This window comes from Alistipes sp. UBA1686 (assembly GCF_002320215.1).
GTDB classification, from domain to species: domain Bacteria; phylum Bacteroidota; class Bacteroidia; order Bacteroidales; family Rikenellaceae; genus Alistipes; species Alistipes onderdonkii.
Map to the genome: position 1 here is coordinate 469,865 of NZ_DCKA01000021.1, position 24,471 is coordinate 494,335.

The window sequence follows — 24,471 nt, forward strand, 5'->3', positions numbered from 1 at the left end:
CGTCGCATCAGTTTAAGATTCTCACCCGTTCGCCCTGCCGCAACTGGTAAACCCCGGCCGTGACGACCCGCTCACCCGGTTCCACCCCGCTGTCGATCACGACCCGGTCTCGGCCGTACAATTCGCCCAGGGTTACGGCCCGGCGCTCGACACGGTCGCCGCCGGTCACCACCCAGACGTAAGTGCCGCCTTCGGCCGGGGCATAAACGGCCGAGACGGGCAGGGATACCGCATCCGTGACGGGATCGGCGCTCTGCATCGTGACCATGCACGACATGCCGGGCGAAATCGAATAACGCCCGGTGTCGACATCCGTAAGGCGCAGCGACACGGGGAACCCCGAAGCATCGGACGATGTCTTGGCATAGTCCTTCAGCACGGCGGGGAACTTGACGCCCCGGTAGTTGTCGAACTCGACCTCGAAGCGGGTCGAAGGCGACGAAAGGAGCGACAGGCCGCTTTCGGGCATGGTGAATTGCACTTTGGTCGTCACCGGGTTCACGACGCGAACGATGGACTGCCCGGCCTGCACGCGTTCGTAGTTGTCGACGAACTTGCGTTCCACGACGCTGGCGAAAGGCGCACGGAGCTTGGTCTCCTTGAGCAGGTCGAGGGAATTTTCATAGGCTGACTTGGCTTGTGCGAAACGGGTCTGGGCGCTTTCGAACTCCTGGCGGGATACGGCTTCGTGCTCCAACAACCGCTGCATACGCTGCATCTGCGAACGGGCCTCCTCGAAAGCCGACCGGTCGGCCGAAACCTGCAATTCGATATCCCGGGGATCGAGTTCGGCCAGCAGCGCCCCTTTCTTGACGCTTTCGCCCTGCGCGACGGGGACATCGAGCACCTGCCCCGGAAGCTTGAAGGCGAGGTTCACGGCGTCATCGGGCGTCGCCAGCCCTGCGAAGTCCTTGTCGATGACCGCCGCACCGGCTGCCGTGGTGACTTTGACGGGACGCACGGTCTCGGGCACAGGCTGGCGCCGGGCGCAAGCGCCCAGGAGAAAGACTACGATTAAAACATGGAAAGTTCGCATAATAAGAAAGTTGACTCCGTTCCCGGGGTCAACTTTCATACCACATGCCGCAAAATGTCCCTACGGACGAATATCGCGACAATTCTTTTTAGCACGGATCACGCCGTCCTCCAGCACCACCATGCCGTTATTGGCGCGCAGCATGGTCTTCATGGTCGAAGCGTCTATGTTATAGCACCGTACATCCCCCGAACCGAAATCGTGGTAAGTGACCCCGTACAACGGCTGCGGGGTAAGGCAGACGACGCGGGCGCCCTCCTCCCCGGCCCGCCGCACGACCCTGGCGAAGCGCTTGGCGCAACCGCGCGGCAGGCGGTCGAACGACGTAACGCAGAGCAGGTACACGCGCCCGGGAGCAGTCACGATCTCTTCGGTCGCATCCCCTTCGGCATCGCGCAGGGAGAATTCGCTCATGAGCGGGCGGATGGCGGGCATCTCGTCCGTAGTCCGGGTATCGACCCACTCCCATTTTTCGGCATCCTGCCAGGCCGTGTCGTCGAGCGAAAATTCGCGCAGCTTGCCCGTCTTGATGTTGCGGTAGACAAGTACGGTCTCCGTTTCGCCGGGCTCGACGACCGGGGCGTGCATCCCCTCCCAGATATTGACCCCGACCTTATAGGGCAGGAAGTCGATCAGCGGCAGGTGGCGGTAGCAATAGTATCCCAGATACATCGTGAGGAAGAAAAAGGTGACGGTAAGCACGATTTCCAGGGGGTTGAAGGCGAAGATCTTGTCGGGGCGGTAACGCCACCAGACCACCAGAGCCATCGGCAGCAGCGCCAGGTTCTTGTAGAAAGTCTCCCACGGCGTCAGCTTCAGCGCCTCGCCGAAACAACCGCAGTCCTCGACGGGGATCACCGTAGCGCTGAGCAGGGTGAGGGCGGTAAAAAAGAGCATGGACAGCACGGCGAAGATCGAGATCAGGCGGATACGTACCTTGAACAGGAGCATACAGCCCATCATCATCTCGGCACCGCACAACCAGATCGAAAAGGCCATGCTCGCCCCCAGGAGGGATTCCATGCCGTAGATGGAGAGGTACTCGTTGACCTTCATGGCGGTGCCCCACGGGTCGATGACCTTCGAGAAACCCGACACGATGAACGTGCAGGCAAGGATCAGCCGGCAGACGTTGGCCAGCAGTTTAAAGGCCCTGGACTTCCGCATCGGCTTCGAGTATTGGTGCCAGCTGGGCACATATTTTAGCAAAAATACCCTCCGGGGAATCCATCGCCCCCGCAGGATCGCTGCAATCGACGACCCGCAGCGCGGGGTCTTTGGCCGCGGCTTCGAGGTATACGCTGCGCACGGCCTGTTGCAAGGCGAGCGACGCCTCGTGGATGTCCTGTCCGCCCTGCAGGTACTCGCGGTCATCGCCCTCGCGCAGCTCGGAAAGTTTGCGCTCGGTAAAGGTGAACGGCACGTCGAGGAACAAGGACACGTCGGGACGCGGCAGGCCGTTATGACAGAATTCGAGGTATAGGATCCAGTCGGCCAATCGGTTGCGTTCTTCTCCGGCGGGCAGCTTGGCGCACTGGAAACCCACGTTCGAATAGACATAGCGGTCGAGGATGACCGCCTTGCCCTGCGCGAGCCACTCCCTGATCCGGGGGGCGGCATCGGCACGGTCGCCCGCGAAGAGCAGCGCCACGAGATAGGGGTCGACCTCACCCACGCCGCCGAACTCGCCGCGCAGGAAACGGGCTATCAGCTCGCCGTAGACGGGCGAATCGAAACGCGGGAAGTGCACATACTCGCTCTCGACGCCCCTGTCGGCAAAAAAACGGCGCAACATGCGGATTTGGGTCGATTTACCGGCCCCGTCCAATCCTTCGAGTACTATGAACATAGGTTAATTCCTGATTATTTAAGTTTTTATCCTTCAATAAGTCGCCCGGCCCGCTATCCGCGCAGCATCCGCACCGCGCGTTCCACGCCGCCGGCCAGCGCATCGGCCTCGGCCAGCGTATTGTAGAGCGCGAACGAAGCGCGGCACATCCCCGTCGTGGAGAAATGCGTCATGGTGGGTTCGGCACAGTGCTGCCCGGTACGGACGGCGATACCCAGCTTGTCGAGGATCATGCCCATGTCGTAGGGATGCACACCCTCGACGTTGAACGACACGATGGCACACTTGCCGGGCGTCGTACCGTAAATCCGCAGCCCGTCGACGGCCGAAAGCCGTTCGGTCGCACGGTGCAGCAGTGCCGCCTCGTGCGCCTCGACCTCGGCCGGGTCGAAACGCCCGACGAATTTCACGGCTTCGCCCAGGGCGATGGCCCCGGTGAAATTGGCCGTACCGGCTTCGAACTTGAGCGGCACGGGCGCATAGGTGGTCTTGGCGAAGGTCACGGTATCGACCATATCGCCCCCGCCGAGAAACGGCGGCATGGCTTCGAGCAGCGCACGTTTGCCATACAGCACGCCGATGCCCGTCGGGCCGAAGAGCTTATGCCCCGAGAAGGCATAGAAGTCGCAATCCAAAGCCTGCACGTCGACACCGCCGTGCACGACACCCTGGCATCCGTCCACCACGGCGATCGCCCCCACGGCATGTGCCGCATCGATGACGGGCCGCAGGTCAGGACGCGTTCCGAGCGTATTCGAAGCCTGCGTAACGGCGACGATGCGGGTCTTGTCATCCAGCAGCGACGGCAGCAGTTCGGTGCACAGGCGCCCCTCGTCGTCGAAGGGCAGGACGCGGATTTCCGCCCCCTTGCGTTCGGCGAGCATCTGCCAGGGCACGATATTGGAGTGGTGCTCCATCTCGCTGACAAGGATATTGTCGCCCGCACGGACGAACTTTTCACCCCAGGCATAGGCCACCGTATTGAGCGAAGCCGTAGCGCCGGCCGTAAAGACGACCTCTTCCTTTTCGGCAGCGCCGATAAAGGCGCCGATCCGTTCGCGTGCCGCCTCGTAAAGCGTCGTGGCCTCTTCCGAGAGGTAGTGCACCCCGCGGTGTATATTGGCGTTAAGCCCGCGCTGCAGGTAATCGACCATCTCGATCACGGCCAGCGGTTTCTGCGCCGTGGCGCCGCTGTCGAGATAAACCAGCGGCTTGCCGTAGACCTCGCGCCCCAGGATCGGGAACTCCCCGCGTATTTTTTCAACGTCGAACATCGTTATGATTTTTCCAGTTTGGCAACCACCGCTTCCATCGCCGCCTCGCACAGCGGTTCAATGCCGCAACGGCGTACGACATCGCCCACGAAGCCCTCGATCTGCAACTGCCGCGCCTGGGCTTCGCTCAGGCCGCGCTGCCGCATATAGAGGATCGCCTCGGAATCCATCTGTCCCACCGTCGCGCCGTGCGAGCATTTCACGTCATCGGCATAGATCTCCAGCTGGGGCTGGGTCGTGATACGCGCCGTCTCGCTGAGCAGAATGTTGCGGTTCTGCTGCTGCGCATCGGTGCGCTGGGCGTCGGGCGCCACATAGACCAGCCCGCAGAACTCCCCTACGGCCGTACCGCCCGCGACACCTTTTATATAAGAGTTGCTGCGGCAGTCGGGCACGTTGTGGTTCGTCCGCAGCCTGACGACGCAATGCTCCTGCCCGGCGGCGAGGAACGCTCCGCCCAACAGGCTTTCGGCACCCGGCCCGTCGAGATCGACCGTATAGGAGGCATTGGCGCTCGAAAGCTGCACCGCCGTGATATGGCAAAGGCTGCGGGCAGCCTGTTTCACAGTCACCTCCGCAAAGGCTTCGGAAACGAATAACTCGGTCAATACGAAGCGTGCGCCCTCCTCCAGCACGATCTCCAGGGCCGACACCTCAGGCGAAGTATGGAGCACGGCCAGCCGCAGCGAAGCCCCCGCCGCAACCTCGACACGCATACGCCGGGGATCGACCGCAGCGAAAGGCTCGCTCTCCGCCCCGGCAACCCGGAACACTTCACCCTCGGCCGTGCGGAACCCGCGGATAATATCGTAAAGCGCCGTCATTCCCTGTAATCGTTAATCAGCCAGTCGTAGCCCTCCTTTTCGAGCTTGAGGGCCAGCGTCTTGTCGCCCGTATGGATAATGCGCCCCTTGTAGAGCACATGCACCACGTCGGGCACGATGTAATCCAGCAGGCGTTGGTAGTGCGTGATGACCACCGTGGCATTCTGGGGCGTATGGAGTTTCGTAACGCCCGTGGCGACGATGCGAAGGGCGTCGATGTCGAGTCCCGAGTCGGTCTCGTCGAGGATCGCCAGTTTCGGGTCGAGCATCGCCATCTGGAAAATCTCGTTTTTCTTCTTCTCACCGCCCGAGAAGCCTTCGTTCACGGCACGCGACGTGAGCTTCGCATCGAGCTCCACGACAGCGCTCTTCTCGCGCATCAGGCGCAGGAACTCGGCGGCCGTCAGCGGCTCCTCGCCGCGGAACTTGCGCTGTTCGTTCACGGCCAGCTTCATGAAATTGGCCATCGTGACGCCCGGTATCTCGACCGGGTACTGGAAGCCGAGGAACAGGCCGAGGCGCGCCCGGTCTTCGATCGGCATGTCCAGCAGATCCTGCCCCAGGAACGTCGCCGAACCTTCGGTGACGGTGAACTTTTCATTGCCCGCGAGCACCGCCGCGAGCGTCGACTTGCCCGAACCGTTGGGGCCCATGATGGCATGCACCTCGCCGGCTCCGACCTCGAAGTCGATGCCCCGCAGGATCTCCTTGCCGTCGACGGACGCATGCAGATTTTTTACGCTTAACATATCTTTCCTTTTTTATATCCGGTTATCCGACCGAACCCTCGAGGCTTATCGAAAGCAGTTTCTGCGCCTCGACGGCAAATTCCATCGGCAGTTTGGCCAGCACCTCGCGGGCGTAGCCGTTGACGATCAGCCCCACGGCGTCCTCGGTCGAAAGCCCGCGCTGGTTGCAGTAGAAAAGCTGGTCGTCGGAAATCTTCGACGTGGTGGCTTCGTGTTCGACCACGGCCGTGCGGTTGCGGCTGTCGATCACCGGGAAGGTGTGCGCGCCGCACTTGTCGCCGATCAGCAGCGAGTCGCACTGCGAATAGTTGCGGGCGTTCTCCGCCCCCTTGGCCATGCGCACCAGCCCGCGGTAGGAGTTCTCGCTCCGCCCTGCCGAGATACCTTTCGAGACGATGCGACTGCGGGTGTTGCGGCCGATGTGGATCATCTTCGTACCGGTGTCGGCCTGCTGGAAGTTGTTGGTCATGGCCACCGAGTAAAACTCACCGACCGAATTGTCGCCCGCGAGGATGCAGCTCGGGTATTTCCAGGTGATGGCCGAGCCGGTCTCCACCTGCGTCCACGACAGGCGGGCGTTTTCGCGGCAGATGCCGCGTTTGGTCACGAAATTATAGATGCCGCCCCGCCCCTGCTTGTCGCCGGGATACCAGTTCTGCACCGTGGAGTATTTGACCTCGGCGTCCTTCTCGACGATGATCTCGACCACGGCGGCATGCAACTGGTTCTCGTCGCGGCGCGGGGCCGTACAGCCTTCGAGGTAGCTCACGTAAGCCCCTTCGTCGGCCACGATCAGCGTACGTTCGAACTGTCCCGTCCCCGCCGCATTGATCCGGAAATAGGTCGACAGCTCCATCGGGCAGCGGACACCCCGGGGGATGTAGCAAAACGATCCGTCGGAGAAGACCGCGGCATTGAGCGCCGCATAGAAATTGTCGGTATAGGGGACGACGCTGCCCAGGTATTTCTTCACCAGGTCGGGGAAGTCGCGCAGCGCCTCGGAGATCGAACAGAAGATGATGCCCTTTTCGGCCAGCACCTCCTTGAACGTCGTCTTGACCGACACCGAGTCCATCACGGCGTCGACCGCCACGCCCGCCAGCGCCATCTGCTCTTCGAGGGGGATGCCCAGTTTGTCGAACGTGCGTTTGAGCTCGGGGTCGACCTCGTCCATCGAATTGAGTTTTTTCTGCGGCTTGGGGGCGGCGTAATAGATGATGTCCTGAAAATCTATTTCGGGAATCGTCAGGTGCGCCCACGTCGGGGGTTCCAACGTCAGCCAGTGGCGGTAAGCCGCCACGCGCCGCTCGGTCATCCACGCGGGCTCGCCTTTCTTGGCGGAGATCAGACGTACCACCTCCTCGTTCAGACCCTTACCGATGGTTTCGGTCTCGATGTCCGTGGTGAAGCCGTACTTGTATTCCTGCTCTCCTATATTCTCCAGTATGTCTTTATCTTTCTCTGCCATTATGAGCGAAATATCACACAAAGGTACAAAATCTAAATGCAATTTCATAATACGGCAAAGCAAATCCGACACCAGAGCAGGCAAAACGGCAAAAAAGAGATGTGAATTTTCGACGCCCGTGCAACGGATGCCGCCGCCGACAGGCCGTATCGGCGGGACGCAGCCTTCGGCCACGGGGGCTCCATGCCGCGGGGCCTCCCCCGGCAGAATGCAGGGCGAAAACTTTTCTCCGGTTTTTATTTGGTAATTCCCCTTTTTTGATTTACTTTTGTCCCGCTTAACGATAGCAATATTTAGTTTTAGCTGCCCGGAGAGTTGGGTGAGTGGCTGAAACCACCAGTTTGCTAAACTGACGTACGGGATTACTGTACCGGGGGTTCGAATCCCCCACTCTCCGCAAAAACGAGCGAAACCCCTGCAAATATCAATTTGCAGGGGTTTCCATTTCCGGGGTGCCGTCCAACGGAAAAAAAGGAAAAAACCTCGGACAAACCCCGATATGCCGGGCTTGGATGCCTTCAGCAACGCCCTTCCCCATCGCGGTACGACCTTTGCAGCACACTTTCCAAAAAAGAACCGATGAAAAACACCGACCAACACCATCCGTCCTGCCGGCAAGAGGCAGCGCAGGCCGACGTAAGACAATCGCAAGGCATGCAGGAAATCCCCGTCACCCAGATCACCCCGGACGACATACTCGCCGACGGCGGCCCCATCACCCCTGCCACCGAAGACGGAACGCCTACGCAGCGGCAAATAGAGCAGGACGTGGTGAGCGTCAATCCCTCGGCTGACAGCATGGAAAGCCGGGGTTGAATTTCCCGTCCGGGTTTTCCCCGTCGTTCTTACAGGTTTCCGGCGGTGCTTTCCGGACGGAAACCGGATTGAAACATCTATCCCCGAGGCCGAAAAATTTGAGAAAACGGGCGTAATTTGTTATATTTGTGATGACAACCCATATATTCGGAACATTCAGTCGCAAATATACAACATTCAGTCCGCAAATGCGGCATCGGGGATATGACAATCGAAAAACTGGACGGAACTTCGCCTCGCCTCTACACACTCGTCGCGCCTCTGGTCATGCGGCGCAGCGTATTGCGCCAGAACAACAACTATCCGTTCTGGACTTCGCGTTCGCATACGTGGTTCGTCGCCTGGGAAGGTGAAAATGTTTACGGATTCGTGCCGGTGGAGATTACCGACGGCGGGATCGCAAGGATCAACAACTACTATGTCTCGGGCGACAACCCGCAACTGCTCGCGCGGTTCCTGCGGGAGGTCGTCCAGTATTACGGCCGCGACTATACGATACGTTCCGTCACGCTGATCCGCCATGCGGAGATATTCCGCACCGAGGGATTCGCCGCAATCCGGGAATGGAAGCAATACGTCGCGATGCAGTACGACAATAAACGGCCGCAGCCATGAATGTCTACGAGCGGACACAGCAACGGCTGAAAACCGTCTTCGAGCTCTTCGACGACATCTATGTCTCCTTCTCGGGCGGCAAGGACAGCGGCGTGCTGCTCAACCTGTGCATCGACTACATACGGCGGCACCATCTCAAACGCCGCATCGGGGTATTCCACATGGACTACGAGATACAGTACCGCGACACGGTCGACTATGTCAACCGGACGCTGGCCGCGAACGCCGACATACTCGACGTCTACCGGGTCTGCGTGCCGTTCAAGGTACAAACCTGCACATCGATGTTCCGGCATTACTGGCGCCCGTGGGAAGAGTCCAAGCGGGAGCTGTGGGTGCGTGAGATGCCTGCGGGCTGCCTCACGCACCGCGACTTCCCGTTCTTCAGGGACGACATGTGGGACTACGAATTCCAGAATTGCTTTGCCGAGTGGCTCCACGCCCGCAACCGGGCGGCACGCACGTGCTGCCTGATCGGCATCCGCACGCAGGAAAGTTTCAACCGCTGGCGCACCATATACAGCGACCGCAACCACCACCGGTTCGCCGGCAAACGGTGGATACGCCAATGGGTCGGCGGCGGAATCTGCAACGCCTACCCGCTCTACGACTGGCTCACGACCGACATCTGGACGGCGAACGGCCGGTTCGGCTGGCCCTACAACCACCTTTACGACCTCTTCTACATGGCCGGCGTGCCGCTGGAGAGCCAACGCGTAGCCAGCCCTTTCATCTCGCAGGCGATTTCGAGCCTGCATCTCTACAAGGCCATCGACCCGGACACGTGGGGCCGCATGATCGGCCGGGTCAACGGCGCCAACTTCGCGGCGCTGTACGGCCGGACGGCTGCCACCGGCTGGCAATCGGTCAAGCTGCCGAAAGGGATGACCTGGGAAGGTTACATGCATTTCCTGCTCTCGACGCTTCCGGAGCGGACACGGAATAACTACCTCGAAAAGCTCTCCGTAAGCATCCGTTTCTGGCGCGAAAAAGGCGGGTGCCTCCCCGACGAAACCATCGCAAAGCTGCAAAAGGCGGGTATTCGGATTGAAATCGGCGGCAAGAGCGCCTACCGGACGGACAAACGTCCGGTGCGCATGGAATACCTCGACGACATAGACCTTCCGGAATTCAGCCGGCTGCCGACGTTCAAGCGGATCTGCATTTGCATCCTGAAGAACGACCATGCCTGCAAATACATGGGATTCTCGCCGAACAAAAGCGAGACGCAGCGCCGAAATAAAATCATGGAAAAATATGAATCGTTACTGCAACCCTCCGACAAAAGCAACGTACCGGAGCCCTGTCTATGACGTCAGAGCCGTGCCGGTGGAGAAAGTCGTGGCGAACAGCTACAACCCCAACGTCGTAGCCCCGCCCGAAATGAAACTGCTGGAGCTGTCGATCTGGGAGGACGGCTACACGATGCCGTGCGTTTGTTATTACGATGCCGAAAAGGATCTCTACGAACTGGTGGACGGTTACCACCGCTACCTGGTGCTCAAGCGGTCGAAACGCATCTACGAACGGGAGAGGGGCCTGCTGCCCGTGGCGGTGATCGAAAAGGACATCTCGAACCGCATGGCCTCGACCATCCGCCACAACCGGGCGCGCGGCACACACAACGTAGAGCTGATGAGCGAAATCGTCGCCGAGCTGACGCGGGCACAGATGTCCGACCAGTGGATCATGCGCCACATCGGCATGGATCGCGACGAACTGCTGCGCCTGAAACAGATCACGGGGCTCGCCGAACTCTTCGCAGACAAGGAGTTCAGCCCCGGCGATACCGAGGACGAGGCCGTGGAGCCCGCCAGGATCATGCGCTGAGCACCGCGTCACGACGTATACGGGACGGTGGAGAGGAACCGGCATGGGATACGGCCCGGAATATCCGCACCGGGGCGTGCGGCGCCGCACGCCCCCGCCCACAGCCGGATTCGAAGCCCTGCAAAGGAGCATCGCCGCTCCCCGGGCATGGAGCGAATGCCAGCGGGCAAGGCCGCAGGAAAAGGAGCCCGAAAAAAGTTCCGTAACCGGAGCAGGCGGCCTCACGTCGTCCCGGCGACAGCGACAGGGCGCTGCCGCCGGCAGCAGGGAAAACCGGCAGCAGGGAAAAGGCCGCCCGCGAATTTGCGCCCCGGAACATATTATGCGGACATACCGGAGGTTTGGAATAGTTATTGATGACTTTCGCACCACAATACAAAGTTCCGAACCCCAAGATGTTAAAGGAAGGATTTCTTTTCACGTTCATATCCGCCTTCATGGCGTTGTTTCCGGTGGCGAACCCCGTCGGTGCGGGCTTCCTGGTCAACGGGCTTCTGTCGGGGCTGGACGATGAAGACCGCAAGTCGATCATCCGGAGGATCATCACCGACTATCTGCTCGTCGGGCTGGGCAGCCTGGCCGTCGGGCATTTCGTGCTGACGCTCTTCGGGCTCTCGCTGCCGGTAATCCAGCTGGGCGGCGGGCTGCTGATCTGCCGCACCGCCCTGCAATGGCTCAGCGACTCGGACTCCTCGGTGGGGCACGCGCAGGGCAAGGATGTCAACCCGCTCCACAAAATAGCCCTCGAATCGCAGGTCTTCTACCCGATCACCTTCCCGATCAGCATCGGCCCGGGCAGCGTCTCGGTCATCCTGACGCTGATGGCCTCGGTGAGCATGAAGGACGGCTGGGCCAAAGGGCTGCTCTCCTATGCGATCATCGCGCTGGTAGTCGTGCTGATGTGCCTGATCCTCTACCTGTTCCTGTCGCAGGGCGAGCGCATCATACGGAAAATCGGCACCAGCGGCAGCATCGTCATCAACAAGATGGTCGCCTTCTTCACCTTCTGCGTCGGCGTGCAGATCGTCGTGACGGGCATCGCCAAATTATTCCACTTGCACCTATAACCGAAAACCGAGCCGGCAATTTCGCGCGGACACACGAACTTGCCGGGCGCGCAACCCGTAGAAACTATTTATTTTTCTTATTTTGCGGATCGAAATAAACCATGTAACTATGTCATTCTGGTCGCGACTCTTCGGCCCGGATCACAAGCCCCGGATGGGCGGGTTGGAGATTTTCAAATACATCGGCCCCGGACTGCTCGTCACCGTGGGGTTCATCGACCCCGGCAACTGGGCTTCCAACCTGGCCGCAGGCGCACAATACGGATACACGCTGCTATGGATGGTGACGCTCTCGACCGTGATGCTGATCGTATTGCAGCACAACGTCGCTCACCTGGGCATCGCCACGGGCCTCTGCCTGTCGGAAGCGGCATCTGCATACCTCAAACCCGCATGGTCGCGCCCGTTGCTGGGTTCGGCCGTGCTGGCGTCGATCTCCACCTCGCTGGCCGAAATCCTGGGCGGGGCGATCGCATTGCAAATGCTGTTCGGCGTACCGGTGCGCATCGGCGCGCTGCTGGTGCTCGTGTTCGTGGTCGTCATGCTCTTCACCAATAGCTACCGGCTGATCGAAAAATGGATCATTGCCTTCGTCTCGATCATCGGGCTGTCGTTCATCTACGAACTGTCGCTGGTGACGATCGACTGGCCGCAAGCCGCCCGGGCATGGGTGACGCCCTCGTTCCCCGAAGATTCGATGGTCATCGTCATGAGCGTATTGGGCGCAGTGGTAATGCCCCACAACCTGTTCCTACATTCGGAGGTGATCCAGAGCCGCCAGTGGAACCTGAGCGACGACGCGGTCATCCGCAGGCAACTGCGCTACGAGTATGCCGACACGATCTTCTCGATGCTGGTGGGCTGGGCGATCAACAGCGCGATGATCCTGCTGGCCGCAGCGACCTTCTTCGTGACAAAAACACCCGTGGAGGAGTTGCAGCAGGCCGATTCGCTCCTGCAACCGCTCCTGGGGCGAAGCGCGACGCATATCTTTGCCGTCGCCCTGCTCTTCGCGGGGATCTCCTCGACGATCACCTCGGGAATGGCCGCGGGCTCGATCTTCGCCGGGATATTCAAAGAGCCCTACGACATCAGGGACAACCACTCCCGGACGGGCGTGATGGTTTCGCTGGCCGTCGCATTCCTGATCATCCTGCTGATCGGCGACCCGTTCAAAGGGCTTATCTACTCCCAGATGATACTCAGCATCCAGCTGCCCTTCACGGTCTTCCTGCAGGTACACCTGACCTCTTCGGAGCGTGTGATGGGCAAATACCAGAACTCGCGGTTCACCAAATACCTGCTCTACGGGATCGGGGCCGTAGTGACCGTCCTGAATGTAATGCTGCTCGTCAGTTTCTTCCGGTAGGCGCAGCACGGCGTCCGGCGGGGATATGCGATATATGTCCCCCGGCAACGGCTGTGGCAGCCGCTTAGGCACCGCCCGGGCAGCTGGGTGAAATCAAAAAAAGACGATTGAGACCTCGAATAAGCCCGTTTATCGGGGGAATTGCTGTTGTGCAATTATCGGATTTTTAGTAACTTGCCACGATTTTACGGGCTGCCCGTAAAACCAAGAGCGCTTTCACGCACCAACACATTGTATTATACGGCGTTACAATACACGACACTATATTTTAATGCTGAAAAAGATCATCAAATATACGCTCCGTGCGCTGCTCGTTGTCCTCGTCGTCCTGATACTGGTTCCCGCCCTGCTCTACATACCGGCCGTACAGGATTTCGTTCGGAAGCGCGCGGTCGGCTATGCCTCGCGGGCGCTCGGGATGGATTTGTCCGTCGAACGTCTCCGGCTCTCCTTTCCGCTCCGGTTGTCGGTGGACAACACGCTGCTGGTCGACAAGGCCGATACGCTCCTCAGCTGCGGCAGGCTCTCGCTGGATGTCGCCCTGTGGCCCCTGGTTCGGAAAGAGGTCGTCATCCGGAGCTTCGGGCTGGAGCGGGTCGCCGCCCGCTACAAGGATTCGCTGGCGGGCATGGACATGCGCCTTTCGGCGGGTCTGTTGTCCCTGGATGCGGCCAAGGCCGACCTCTCGGCAAATACGGCAGGCATCGCCAGCCTCGTCCTGTCGGATGCCGATGTCCGGCTGGACATAACGCAAGCGGCTCCGAAAGAGGAAGCGGACAGCACGGCCGCACTGCCGTGGACGATCGGCATCGGGAAACTCTCGGTGGGAAACCTGGCTTTCGGGATGCGGACGGCACCTGCCGTATCGGAACTCTCCGTCCGCCTGGCCGAAGGCACGGTGGATGAATGCCGGGTACGGCTCGACAGCCAGCAGGTATCCGTGAAAAGCGTACTGCTGAACCGGGGCGGCTACTCCTACCTGACAGGGCCGGCAGTGCCCGGAAAAGAGAAACAGGAGGCAGCTCCCGTCCCCGGCGGCAGCACGCCGTCGCTCCCCTGGACGGTTCGGGTCGGCAGCGTCGTGCTGGACGACAACCGGGCGGAATACGGGCTGCTGAACCATCGTCCCGCAGCGGGATTCGACCCGTCGTTCATCGCCCTCTCGACGCTCGACCTGGCGGTCGATTCGATCTACAACCGGGGTGCGGACATAGCCCTGCAAATCCGCCGCATGGCGTTCACCGAGCGCAGCGGGCTCACGGTGAGCGACATGACCGGGGACATCGGCATGGACGCCTCGGGCATATCCCTTGCCGGCGTCACCCTGAAAACGCCCTTTTCCCGGATCGAGGCCAACATCTCCGCCGGGGAGGGGATTCTGGCACTGGCTCCGGATTCGCCGCTCAAGGCAGCGCTCACGGCCGACGTGAACACCAAAGACCTAAAATACCTCTATCCGGCGCTGATACCGCCCATGCTCGACGGACGCATCGTCAGCCTGGCACTCACCGCAGCGGGGACGCTGGGCGACATCGGAAAAGCCGGGCTGGACATCTCCTCGCCCGGACACGTCGCATTCACGGCGGACGGGGCGGCGAGAAACGTGCTCGACCCCGACCGCATGGAGGCTTCCGCACGGTTCGAAGGCGATTTCAGGGATATGGCGTTCCTCGAAGCGCTGTTGCCCGACTCCGCCCTGCGGCGGCGCATAGCGATCCCCGACCGCATCCGGCTCCGCGGAACGGCCGGCGCAGACAAAGGGGCGTTCTCGGCCGCTTCGACGCTCTCGACCGACGGCGGGGAGATAGCCCTGCAAGGCCAGCTGGATACCCGCAGCGAGGCCTACGAAATCGAATTACGGTGCGACAGCTTTCCGTTGAACAGGTTTCTGCCGGCCGATTCGCTGGGCCTTTTAGACCTGGCGCTGCAAGCCGGGGGCAGCGGATTCGATCCGCTCCGGGCGCAGACCCGGGGGAACATCCGCCTGCAGGTTGACCGGGCGGAGTTCCGCGGCAGGGATTTCGGAGGCGTGGAGCTGAACGCAAACCTCGAAGGAGGACAGCTTTCCGGCCGCCTGTCCGACCGGGACGAGGCACTGCGGCTGTTGCTGCTGGTCTCGGGCACGCTGACCGAACGGAAACAGGAAGTCAGGCTCACGGGCAACGTCTTCGATTTCGACCTGGCAGAGCTGGGAATCTCCCCGCAGAAAATCGGCGGGTCGTTCGCGCTGGAGGCCGGGGCGTCCGCCTCGGACGCCGGCAGCTATACGGCCCGGATAGCCCTGGACAGCATCGAGGTCAGAACCCGGCACCGCACAGACCGCATCCGTCCGACGAGCCTGTCGTTGAGCTCCGACACGACGGCGACGCGGGCCAAACTGGCATCCGGCGACCTGTCGCTGGCATTCGTCTCCCCCGGGCCCGTGGACTCGCTGGTTCCGGCCCTGACGCGGAGCGCCGACATACTCGCACGGCAGATACGGGCACAAAGCGTCGACATGGAGACCCTGAAACCCGCATTGCCCGATTTCAGCCTGAGTGTCACGGCCGGACGCGAAAATATCCTGAATAATTTTCTGAAAACAAAAAAAATGTCGTTCGGCGCGCTGGACATCGAAGGCGTGAATTGCGACTCCCTGCCGGTATCCCTCCGGATAAAGGCGGAGAGGCTGACCTGGGGAGGCGTCGTCCTCGACACGCTGACGGCAGGCATCGCGCAGGACGGCCGCCGGCTGGATTATTTCCTCCGCACGGCGAACGTCCCTGGGAACCTGGACAACGTAGCCCTCGCAGGGCTGTACGGCCATGTGGCCGGAAATAGGGGCCAGGTAAACCTCTGCCAGAAAAACCGGGCGGGACGCGAGGGGTTCCGTTTCGGGCTGGACGTTGAATGGAACGACAGCCTGGTCAGGGCGGGTGTAACGCCGCCCGACCCGGTATTCGGGTACGAACCCTGGACGGTAAACCCCGGCAATTACCTCGTTTACAGGTATGGCAAAAGCATCGACGCCGACCTCGACATGAGGCACGGCGACCAGCGGTTCGCAATCCAAACGGTTTCCGGAGAGGGGGCGTCCGACGACATCCGGCTGGACATCGCGGGCCTGAACATCGGTTCCGCACTGGGGCTGCTGCCCTCCGCCCCGCCCGTCGACGGCGTATTGGGTACGGAAATGACGCTGGGCATGACGCCCGACAGCCTGACCCTGCGCGGCGACCTGTCCATCGCGGAACTGTCGTACGACAAACGGCGCTTCGGCAACGTCGACTTCGGACTCTATTACAAGCAGGATCAGGGACATGTGGCCGATGCGCGGCTGACGCTCGACGGCGCCGAGGTACTGACCGTCCGGGGAGATTACCGCGCAGAGCGCGAAAGCCCGCTCGACCTCACGGCGACGATCCCCGGATTCCCGTTGCAGCAGGCCAACGTGTTCCTGCCCGACGACCTCATCCGCCTCTCCGGCCGGTTGCAGGCGAAAATCCACGCAGGAGGCACCGCTAACCGGCCGAGGCTGGACGGGGGCGTGCACTTCGCACAGACCGAAATCCGCGTACCGATGATCGGCACGTCGTTCCGGTTGTCGTCCGACACGATCCGCATCGACGACAGCCGCGTCATATTCGACGACTACACGCTCCTCGCCCCGAACAGCAAGCCGCTGACGATCGTCGGCGAGGTCGACCTGGCCGATTTCAGCCGCATGACGGCCGATATCGCGCTCCGGGCGTCGGATTTCCAGGTAGTCGACGTAGCCCGGAAGGATGGTACGGCCGTCTACGGAAAGGCCTACCTCGACCTGGACGCGACGGCCAAAGGCCCCCTGGACGAACTCGTCGTCCGCGGCAACGTAGCCCTGCTGGGCGGCACGGACATCAACTACGTCATGCAGGACTCCCCGATGGACGTGAAGGAACGTCCGCAAAACATCGTGACGTTCGTCTCGTTCCGGGAACTGGATTCCCAGGGACAGGAAGAAACATCGCAGGCAATACGCATCGGAGGCATGGACGTGCTGGTGAATGTCGACATCAACAACGACGTACAGGCGGCCGTAGACCTTTCGGCGGACGGCAACAACCGGATCGACCTGAAGGGAGGCGGCAACCTGACCTATACCATGAACCCGCTGGGCGACGTCCGCCTGTCGGGGAAATACGTGCTCTCGGGCGGAAGCGTACGCTACAATCCGCCCATCATCTCCCAAAAAATCTTCAAGATCACGCCGGACAGCTATGTCGAATGGATAGGGAACATCGCCGACCCGGCTTTCAACATCACGGCCGTGGAGACCGTACGTGCCAACGTCTCCTCGGACGGGCAGGACAACCGTGCGGTGAATTTCGACATCTCCATCAACATCCGCAATTCGCTCGACAACCTGGAGGTCAGCTTCGGACTTTCTGCCCCCGAAGACCTCACCATGCAGAACCAGTTGAATTCGCTCACGGCCGAGCAACGCGCCAACCAGGCTATGAACCTGCTGATATACAACACCTACACGGGCCCCGGAACCACGGCGAAGGTCAGCTCTGAGAACCCGCTCAACTCGTTTATCCAGAAGGAGCTGAACCAGTGGGCGCAGAACAACCTGAAGGGCGTAGACCTGAGCTTCGGCATCAACTCCTACGGCGAGGACGACCCCAACGGCCAGCGCACCGACTACTCCTACCGGTTGTCCAAAAACCTGTTCAGCAACCGCGTGCGCGCCGTCATCGGAGGCAAGTTCAGCACGGACGCCGACCCGTCGCAGAACCTCAAGGAGAACCTGATCGACGACATTTCGCTGGAATACATGCTGACCAAGCGCGACAACATGTACCTGAAAGTATTCCGCCACACCGGGTATGAAAGCATCCTCGAAGGCGAAATCACCGAAACGGGCGTGGGCTTCGTGATCCGGAAAAAACTGCTGAGGCTGGGCGACCTGTTCAAGTCGACGAAACCCAAAGCGAAAAAACAGAAACGAGATGAGGCCGGCACACATTAGAAATACCTGCATCCTGGTTTGCGCCGTGCTGTCGGTAGCGGCCTGCTCCACCACCCGCCGGCTGGGGTCGGACGAGGTGTTGTATACGGGCGTGAAGAAAATCCGGATCGAACCCGACTCGGGCGTCGTGCTCTCCGCCGCAGCCGAATCGGCCGTGAAGGAACCGCTGTCGGTCGCCCCGAACAACCCGCTTTACAGCCCCTATATCCGCACCCCGCTGCCGATCGGGCTGTGGGCCTACAACTACCTCTACACGCCCAGGCAAAAGGGATTCAAATACTGGTTATTCAAACGGCTGGCCAAACAGCCCGTGCTGATCTCGAAGGTACAGCCCCGGCTCCGGACGAAGGTCGCGGAACAGGTGCTCGAAAATTACGGCTATTTCGGCTCGCACGCCGCAGACTCCCTGCTCTACCGCAAACACGGGCGGAAGGCAAAGGTGTACTATACGCTCGGCATAGCGCCGCCCTGGCACTATTCGAAGATCGCCTACCCGGAGGTGGACAGCGGCATGGAGCATCTCATGGACAGCCTCCGGGCCACGTCCCTGCTCCGCGTGGGGGCGCAGTACAACATGGACAGCCTCACGCTCGAACGCAAACGAATCTCCCAGCTGCTGCGCAACAGGGGATATTACTATTTCCGTCCCGAATACCTGGAATACCTGGCCGATACGACCTCCGGTCTGCGGCAGGTCGACCTGCGCCTGAACCTCAAGCCCAACCTGCCGGAGGTGGCGCTCAAGCCCTACCGGGTGGGCGGCATCACGGTGCGGCTGACAAACATCAAACCCGGCCCGACGGACACGCTCCGCCTGCCCAATGCGACGGTCATCGCCCAGCGGCCGATGAAAATCCGCCCCAGGATCCTGTCCGGGGCCCTCACACTCCGAAGCGGGCAACTCTTCACGGTAGATGCCCAAAACCGCACGCAGACCGACCTCAACAAGCTGGGCATTTTCCGTTCCGTCAACCTGAGCGTCACGCCGCTCGACTCGCTGCGGGGCTCCGACACGCTGGACGTCGCCATCGACGCGCAGTTCGACTATCCGCTGGAAGCCGCCCTGGAAACGGACGTAACCTCGAAGTCGAACAGCTTCATCGGCCCCGGCATCACCTTCAAGGTCAGCAACAACAACCTGTTCCGGGGCGGCGAAGTCCTCGCCCTGAAACTGAACGGCTCGTACGAATGGCAGACGGGCAACAAAAACTCCGGCGGCCGTTCCTCACGGCTCAACTCCTATGAACTGGGACTGAATGCGAACCTCAGCATTCCGCGGCTGTTGCTGCCGTCGTTCATCACGCGCAGGCTGAAATACCCCGGGAGCACGACGTTCCAACTCGGGGTCGACCTGATGAACCGCCCCAGCTTCTTCCGGCTGATCGCGTTCAGCGGCTCGGCAGGATACAATTTCCAGACCTCGCCTTACAGCCGCCATTCGCTGACCGTATTCAAACTCACCTACAACAAGCTGCTGCACACGACCGAAGCCTTCGACAAGACGATGGACGAGAACCCGGCCATCGCCATGAGTTTCCGCAACCAGTTCGTACCGTCGATCAACTATACCTATACGTTCGACAAGACCTACGGCAGCACCGGCAACCGCCGCTTCTACTGGCAGAACAGCGTCACCTCGGCCGGGAACCTCCTCTCGGGCATCCTGAGCCTGTTCGGCGAAAAACAGCCCCAGCATCTGTTCGGAAACCGCTTTTCGCAGTTTGTCAAGGAGGTGAGCGAAGTGAAGTTCTACCACCGCATCGGGCGCCGGAACAACTGGCTGGCGACGCGGCTGCTCGTCGGCGTGGGATATGCCTACGGGAATTCCGAGGTGATGCCGTACAGCGAACAGTTCTACATCGGGGGCGCCAACAGCATCCGCGCCTTCACGATCCGGTCGCTCGGGCCGGGCAGCTACCGTCCCCCGGCCAACGACCGCAACGGCTATCTCGACCAGACGGGCGATTTCAAGCTGGAGGCCAACGTCGAATACCGCTTCGGCATCATGGGACGCCTGAACGGCGCCGTTTTCCTCGACGCCGGGAATATCTGGCTGCTGAAAAAAGACCCCAAACGCCCCGGTGCGGAACTGAAATGGAAAGGGCTGCTCAATGAAATCGCGCTGGGCACCGGATTCGGGTTGCGTTACGACATCAGCTACCTGGTCATCCGTGCCGACCTCGGAATCGGCATCCACACCCCCTACCCCAATCCCGACAAGACGGGGTATTACAACATCTCCAGTTTCAAGGACGGGCTCGGGTTCCACCTGGCGATCGGCTATCCGTTCTAAAGTGCGGGCAGGTCATCCTTACGAATACGAACAGGCCGGCTGGTATTACCAGCCGGCCTGTTCCATATCTGTCTTTCCTTCTAAGGCGAACGGATTTCCCGCCGCATGGACACCGAATCAGAAGACGAACTTTTCGAGTTTCATCTCGCCGAGCTGGTGCAGGCGCGGTACGAGGGTCGTGAAATGCGACGCCTGCTCGTGCGCGGCCAGCGCCTTGGCGTCGCTCCACGTCTCGCAGATCATCAGCACGTCATTGCGCGTAGTGCTTTCGAACAGGTCATAGGCCACGCAGCCTTCGTCCTTGAGCGAAGCCGCCACCAGTTCCCTGGCCGTATTTACCACTTCCTCGCGGTTGGAATCCGTCGTACGGATAAAAACATTCAATCGTATCATTTCGTTCTATTTAATTAAGTTTAAAAGGCTTTCACGGCCTCGACGGCCGCATCGTAATCGGGTTCCTCGGTAATTTCGGGCACGAGCTGGGTGTAGACCACCTTCCCCGCCTTGTCGATCACCACCACGGCACGGGCGAGCAACCCAGCCAGCGGGCCGTCGGCCATCAGCACGCCATAGGCGCCGGCAAAACCCGCAGCACGGAAATCCGACGCGGGAACGACGTTGGCGATACCCTCGGTCGTACAGAACCGGGACTGCGCGAAAGGCAGGTCTTTCGACACGGCCACGACGACCGTGTCGGGCAGCGAAGATGCCAGCTTATTGAATTTTCGCACCGAAGTCGCACAGACGCCCGTATCGAGGCTGGGAAATATGTTCAGCACGACGCGCTTGCCTTTCAGGTCACTGAGTTTCAGCGGGGAGAGATCCCCCTTTACCAATTCGAAATCGGGAGCCTGGGCGCCGGCCCGGATGAATTCGCCGTCGATATGCACGGGCGTGCCCTTGAATTTTGTCGTTGTCATCGTCTTTTTATTTTTCTGTCGTTTCATAAAACGTAAAACCGGCAGGTTTATTGTCCGGCAGGCGACATGCCGCCAACGGAAACCGTGCACGGATGCCGCACCACAAATTTAGTTCCTTTTCGGGAAGATTCCAACGGCTATTTCATATTCTTTTCAGGTTTACCGCCCAACTTTGCAGCGACTTAACCGGGTAAGAGCATATTTTTTGTATTTTTGCCCGAACCCGGCCGAAACGAAACAAAACGAAACAAACAGACAGACAAGACCGACATGAAAAAGACACTCCTTCTGCTCATGCTGACGTGCAGCTGCGCAATCGCTACAGCACAGGAACGCTCGCCACTGAGGCAAACCGAATTCATCTCCGCCGATTCGCTCGAAGACGAACACGAACTGTTGGAGCGCGTACGCAACATGCCCAACCTCGAAGTCGGCAAGGGCATCACGTTCCGTCCCAAAAGCAACTGGTTCTCACTGACGATGCGCTTCCGGATGCAGAACATGGTGGGACTCTCGTTCGACAAGGATTTCACGCTCACGAAAACCGATGCGCAGGTCAAGCGCCTGCGCCTGCGCTTCGACGGGTACATCTATTCCCCGAAACTGGTCTATTCGGTTCAGCTGGGATTCACCTCCTACGACACGGAACCGCTGCCCAACGGCAATATGAACATTGTGCGCGACGCAATCGTCTACTACGTCCCCAGCCCCAAGTGGAACATCGGGTTCGGGCAGACCAAGATCAAGGCCAACCGGGCGCGCATTAACTCTTCGAGCGCCCTGCAATTTGTCGACCGCAGCATCGTCAACAGCGAGTTCAACCTCGACCGCGATTTCGGGTTCTTCGGCGAATACAACATGCGCGGGGGCGAGGGCTTCAACCTCTCGGCCAAAGGTTCGGTGACGCTGGGCGAAGGCCGCAACTGGGGCAGTTCGTCCAACGGCGGGCTTGCCTACACGGGACGGCTGGAGCTCTACCCGCTGGGGCGGTTCAAGTCGAAAGGCGACGTGATGGAGGGAGATTTCGAAGGCGAGGAGCAGGTCAAGATACTCGTGGCCGGAGCCTACTCCTACAACCACAAGGCATCGCGCCTGAAAGGCCAGCGCGGCGCCGTCATGCCGGACGACGCGACCCGCAACATCGGCTCCTATTTTGCGGATTTCATCCTCAAGTACCGGGGATTCGCATTCTATACCGATTTCATGGGACGCAGCTGCGACCGACCGCTGTTCGACCCCCAGAGCAATGCCTTCGTATACAGCGGGCAGGGGCTCAACATACAGACCAGCTACCTGTTCGACAAGAAATGGGAGGTCGCCCTGCGTAATTCGACGCTCTTCCCCGAGCACGAAGTACAACCCTTTGCGGGGTACAAACGCTGGAACCAGACGACCGTAGGCGTCACCCGTTACATCATCGGCCACAGCCTTAAGGTACAGGCAGACATGTCGTACAACCACCGCAGCGAATCGTTTGACCCCGATTACAACCGCTGGGAGATCCGCTTCCAGCTGGAGCTGGGGCTCTGACCCGGCAACAGGAAAATACGAAAACTCCCGGCTATTGCCGGGAGTTTCTGTTTCGGGACAGGAACCCCGTTACAGGATTTTCAGCGCGATCCGCGCGCACGCCTCGGCATCGGCCAGGGCATGGTGGTGGTTGGCAAGGTCGAAACCGCACGCCGCCGACACGGTATGGAGCTGGTGGTTGGGCAGGCTGCTGCCGAACGTCCTGCGCGAGGCACGGCACGTACAATAGAACCGGTAGCCGGGATAAGGCATCCCGTACAACTCGAACACGGCGCGCAGGCACCCCTCGTCGAAGGGCGAGTTGTGCGCCACGAGCGGCAGCCCCTCGATACGGGGCGCAATCTGCTTCCACACGTCGGCGAAATCGGGCGCCTGGGCCGTATCCTCGTAGCTGAGGCCGTGGATGGCCGTGGTGAAACGGCTGTAAAAATTAGGACGCGGGCGGATCAGGCTGTAAAGCGTGTCGACCACCTCGCCGCCACGCACCACGACGACGCCCACCGAGCAAACGCTCGTACGCCGGCCGTTGGCCGTCTCGAAATCTATGGCTGCAAAATCTTTCATCGGTCAGGAGTGAATATCCTTCGCAAAGATACGGATTTTAACGCTTCCCGGTATCACCGGCAACGAAAAAACGGCCGCCTTTCCGAGGGCGGCCGTCGTTTCTGCCGGAGCGGGTTATTCGGTATACTCGTCGTCCGACGTGTCGGGCGTAACCCATGAATCGGCCGGGGTCAGCTCCTCGACCTCCGCCTCCGTCAGGAAGGCGTCTTTGTCGAACATGATGTCGTCGAAATAGTTGACCGTGCACTGGTAAGCGCCGTAGTTGTATGTCCAGTCCTTGGAGTAGATGCCGAAGATGGCCATGATATCGCCTTTCGCGCCGTCGCGGACGACGGGATACTGGGCGAAACGCGAATAACCGCTCGTGCGCACCGTATAGACACCCTTCTTGTTGGTCGTCGAAGGCAGGGTGCTGTCATAGGTGAAAAGCACCGAACCGTAGAGGTTCGTACCGTCGTTGCTAAATGCCCAGCGGTACCAGACCTTGTTCATCACCGGACGGATGTCGGTATACATCCACGCGGGATAAATGTTCGACCCCACCGTCCCGTAACGACACGTAACGCCGCGCAGGATCACCAGACGCCCGAAATACTGCTGCCCGTTCTGGCCGAAGAAATCGTCGCAGTTGGCCTCGGTGATCTCGAGGATCTCCTTGCCCAGCTCCAGCTGCGTCTCCCCGCCGAGGAATACGCGCTTGCGGATCTCCGTCGGATCTTCGATGTTCGAGTTGGCATAGAACTTATGTTCGCCCACCTTGTTGTAGGAATCGGTAGGCCCCTCGCCCAGCGACAGCATCATGCGGTAGTTGCCGATATAGAGGCCCGAGACCTTGACATAGACCCAGTTCGAGGGGATCGTACCCGTGGCCTTGTCGAAACGCCCCATCGGATAGGTAAAATAGAGCCCCGTAGTGAGCTTCACCTCAATGGCACCCGAATCGTCCACCAGGTAGAGCGACTTGTAGACGTTGCCCTCCTCGTCGCTCGACTGCACCTTGCCCTTGATGTAGTAATCCAGCCCGTCGGACGACTGGCCGATCTGTACATACTTCGTATCGCCCCAGCTCGAGTTGCTGCCCATAACACCGAGCGACTTGTGCTCATCGAGGAACATCTGTTTCACATCGGCGATGGAGATATGCTTCATCCCCGCGAAATCCTCGTCGGTATAGACTTTGGCGGGCTTCGGCGCATCGAAATCATTATAGCACCCCGTAACCGCAAACATCACGGCCAGCACGGCACATAACTGAAATATCTTTTTCATAATCGTCA

The 24,471-nt window shown here is 60.3% G+C and carries 20 protein-coding genes and 1 tRNA gene; 10 read left to right on the forward strand and 11 right to left on the reverse strand.

The window, feature by feature from the left end; all coding sequences use genetic code 11:
- Positions 1-7 precede the first annotated feature (7 nt).
- Genes B3C38_RS12060 through sufB form a run of 7 tightly spaced genes read right to left on the reverse strand, consistent with a single transcriptional unit; the run spans position 8 to position 7,200 of the window.
- On the reverse strand, positions 8-1,036 hold the full coding sequence (locus tag B3C38_RS12060) for an efflux RND transporter periplasmic adaptor subunit (protein WP_117506624.1): 1,029 nt from the start codon (positions 1,034-1,036) through the stop codon (positions 8-10).
- Between the two features lie 60 nt (positions 1,037-1,096).
- Positions 1,097-2,203, reverse strand: a complete 1,107-nt coding sequence (locus tag B3C38_RS12065) for a BT_3928 family protein (RefSeq protein ID WP_286727249.1) — start codon at positions 2,201-2,203, stop codon at positions 1,097-1,099.
- The gene (locus B3C38_RS12070) at positions 2,181-2,885 is read right to left on the reverse strand and encodes a dTMP kinase (RefSeq protein WP_278971767.1); all 705 of its coding nucleotides are present in this window, start codon (positions 2,883-2,885) and stop codon (positions 2,181-2,183) included. Before B3C38_RS12070 ends, B3C38_RS12065 begins: the two co-directional genes overlap by 23 nt.
- 53 nt (positions 2,886-2,938) lie before the next feature.
- Complete coding sequence (locus B3C38_RS12075; RefSeq protein ID WP_055211117.1) at positions 2,939-4,159, reverse strand: aminotransferase class V-fold PLP-dependent enzyme; 1,221 nt, start codon at positions 4,157-4,159, stop codon at positions 2,939-2,941.
- Positions 4,160-4,161: 2 nt separating this feature from the next.
- Positions 4,162-4,983, reverse strand: coding sequence for a SufD family Fe-S cluster assembly protein (locus tag B3C38_RS12080; RefSeq protein WP_286727252.1), 822 nt, complete (start codon positions 4,981-4,983; stop codon positions 4,162-4,164).
- Complete coding sequence (sufC, locus tag B3C38_RS12085; protein ID WP_286727253.1) at positions 4,980-5,732, reverse strand: Fe-S cluster assembly ATPase SufC; 753 nt, start codon at positions 5,730-5,732, stop codon at positions 4,980-4,982. The genes B3C38_RS12080 and sufC overlap by 4 nt, the downstream gene beginning before the upstream one ends.
- Before the next feature lie 22 nt (positions 5,733-5,754).
- Complete coding sequence (sufB, locus tag B3C38_RS12090; protein WP_286727254.1) at positions 5,755-7,200, reverse strand: Fe-S cluster assembly protein SufB; 1,446 nt, start codon at positions 7,198-7,200, stop codon at positions 5,755-5,757.
- A 309-nt stretch (positions 7,201-7,509) separates the two neighbouring features.
- Between sufB and B3C38_RS12095 the strand changes: the two genes are divergently transcribed.
- The 9 genes from B3C38_RS12095 (at position 7,510) to B3C38_RS12135 (ending at position 20,180) form a co-directional block, all read left to right on the forward strand.
- Positions 7,510-7,597 (forward strand) — tRNA-Ser (locus B3C38_RS12095).
- Between the two features lie 182 nt (positions 7,598-7,779).
- Positions 7,780-8,016 carry a hypothetical protein gene (locus tag B3C38_RS12100; protein ID WP_022332990.1) on the forward strand — a complete coding sequence of 79 codons (237 nt, stop codon included), beginning with the start codon at positions 7,780-7,782 and terminating at the stop codon, positions 8,014-8,016.
- A gap of 204 nt (positions 8,017-8,220) precedes the next feature.
- Positions 8,221-8,631, forward strand: coding sequence for a hypothetical protein (locus B3C38_RS12105; protein ID WP_022332991.1), 411 nt, complete (start codon positions 8,221-8,223; stop codon positions 8,629-8,631).
- Complete coding sequence (locus B3C38_RS12110) at positions 8,628-9,944, forward strand: DUF3440 domain-containing protein (RefSeq protein WP_237957707.1); 1,317 nt, start codon at positions 8,628-8,630, stop codon at positions 9,942-9,944. Before B3C38_RS12105 ends, B3C38_RS12110 begins: the two co-directional genes overlap by 4 nt.
- Positions 9,889-10,461, forward strand: coding sequence for an IbrB-like domain-containing protein (locus B3C38_RS12115; RefSeq protein ID WP_022332993.1), 573 nt, complete (start codon positions 9,889-9,891; stop codon positions 10,459-10,461). The genes B3C38_RS12110 and B3C38_RS12115 overlap by 56 nt, the downstream gene beginning before the upstream one ends.
- A 395-nt stretch (positions 10,462-10,856) precedes the next feature.
- Positions 10,857-11,528 (forward strand): MarC family protein, encoded by a 672-nt coding sequence (locus B3C38_RS12120; protein ID WP_117506617.1) that lies wholly within the window; start codon positions 10,857-10,859, stop codon positions 11,526-11,528.
- 109 nt (positions 11,529-11,637) lie between these two features.
- A complete protein-coding gene (locus B3C38_RS12125; RefSeq protein WP_286727260.1) occupies positions 11,638-12,897 on the forward strand; it encodes an Nramp family divalent metal transporter in 1,260 nt (419 codons plus the stop codon).
- A gap of 271 nt (positions 12,898-13,168) precedes the next feature.
- Positions 13,169-17,887 (forward strand): translocation/assembly module TamB domain-containing protein, encoded by a 4,719-nt coding sequence (locus tag B3C38_RS12130; protein WP_022332996.1) that lies wholly within the window; start codon positions 13,169-13,171, stop codon positions 17,885-17,887.
- On the forward strand, positions 17,868-20,180 hold the full coding sequence (locus B3C38_RS12135; protein WP_022332997.1) for a BamA/TamA family outer membrane protein: 2,313 nt from the start codon (positions 17,868-17,870) through the stop codon (positions 20,178-20,180). Before B3C38_RS12130 ends, B3C38_RS12135 begins: the two co-directional genes overlap by 20 nt.
- 117 nt (positions 20,181-20,297) lie before the next feature.
- On the opposite strand, the gene B3C38_RS12140 is transcribed toward B3C38_RS12135, so the two are convergent.
- Positions 20,298-20,573 (reverse strand): putative quinol monooxygenase, encoded by a 276-nt coding sequence (locus B3C38_RS12140; protein WP_022332998.1) that lies wholly within the window; start codon positions 20,571-20,573, stop codon positions 20,298-20,300.
- A gap of 20 nt (positions 20,574-20,593) precedes the next feature.
- Positions 20,594-21,100, reverse strand: a complete 507-nt coding sequence (gene tpx / locus B3C38_RS12145) for a thiol peroxidase (protein WP_022332999.1) — start codon at positions 21,098-21,100, stop codon at positions 20,594-20,596.
- A gap of 270 nt (positions 21,101-21,370) precedes the next feature.
- Between tpx and B3C38_RS12150 the strand changes: the two genes are divergently transcribed.
- The gene (locus tag B3C38_RS12150; protein WP_055203258.1) at positions 21,371-22,630 is read left to right on the forward strand and encodes a porin; all 1,260 of its coding nucleotides are present in this window, start codon (positions 21,371-21,373) and stop codon (positions 22,628-22,630) included.
- A 69-nt stretch (positions 22,631-22,699) separates the two neighbouring features.
- Here the strand turns inward: B3C38_RS12150 and B3C38_RS12155 are convergent, their stop codons facing one another.
- Entirely contained in the window at positions 22,700-23,194 is a 495-nt protein-coding gene (locus B3C38_RS12155) for a 3'-5' exonuclease (protein WP_022333000.1), read from the reverse strand.
- 114 nt (positions 23,195-23,308) lie between these two features.
- Positions 23,309-24,463 (reverse strand): DUF5689 domain-containing protein, encoded by a 1,155-nt coding sequence (locus B3C38_RS12160; protein ID WP_286727262.1) that lies wholly within the window; start codon positions 24,461-24,463, stop codon positions 23,309-23,311.
- Between the last annotated feature and the right edge of the window lie 8 nt (positions 24,464-24,471).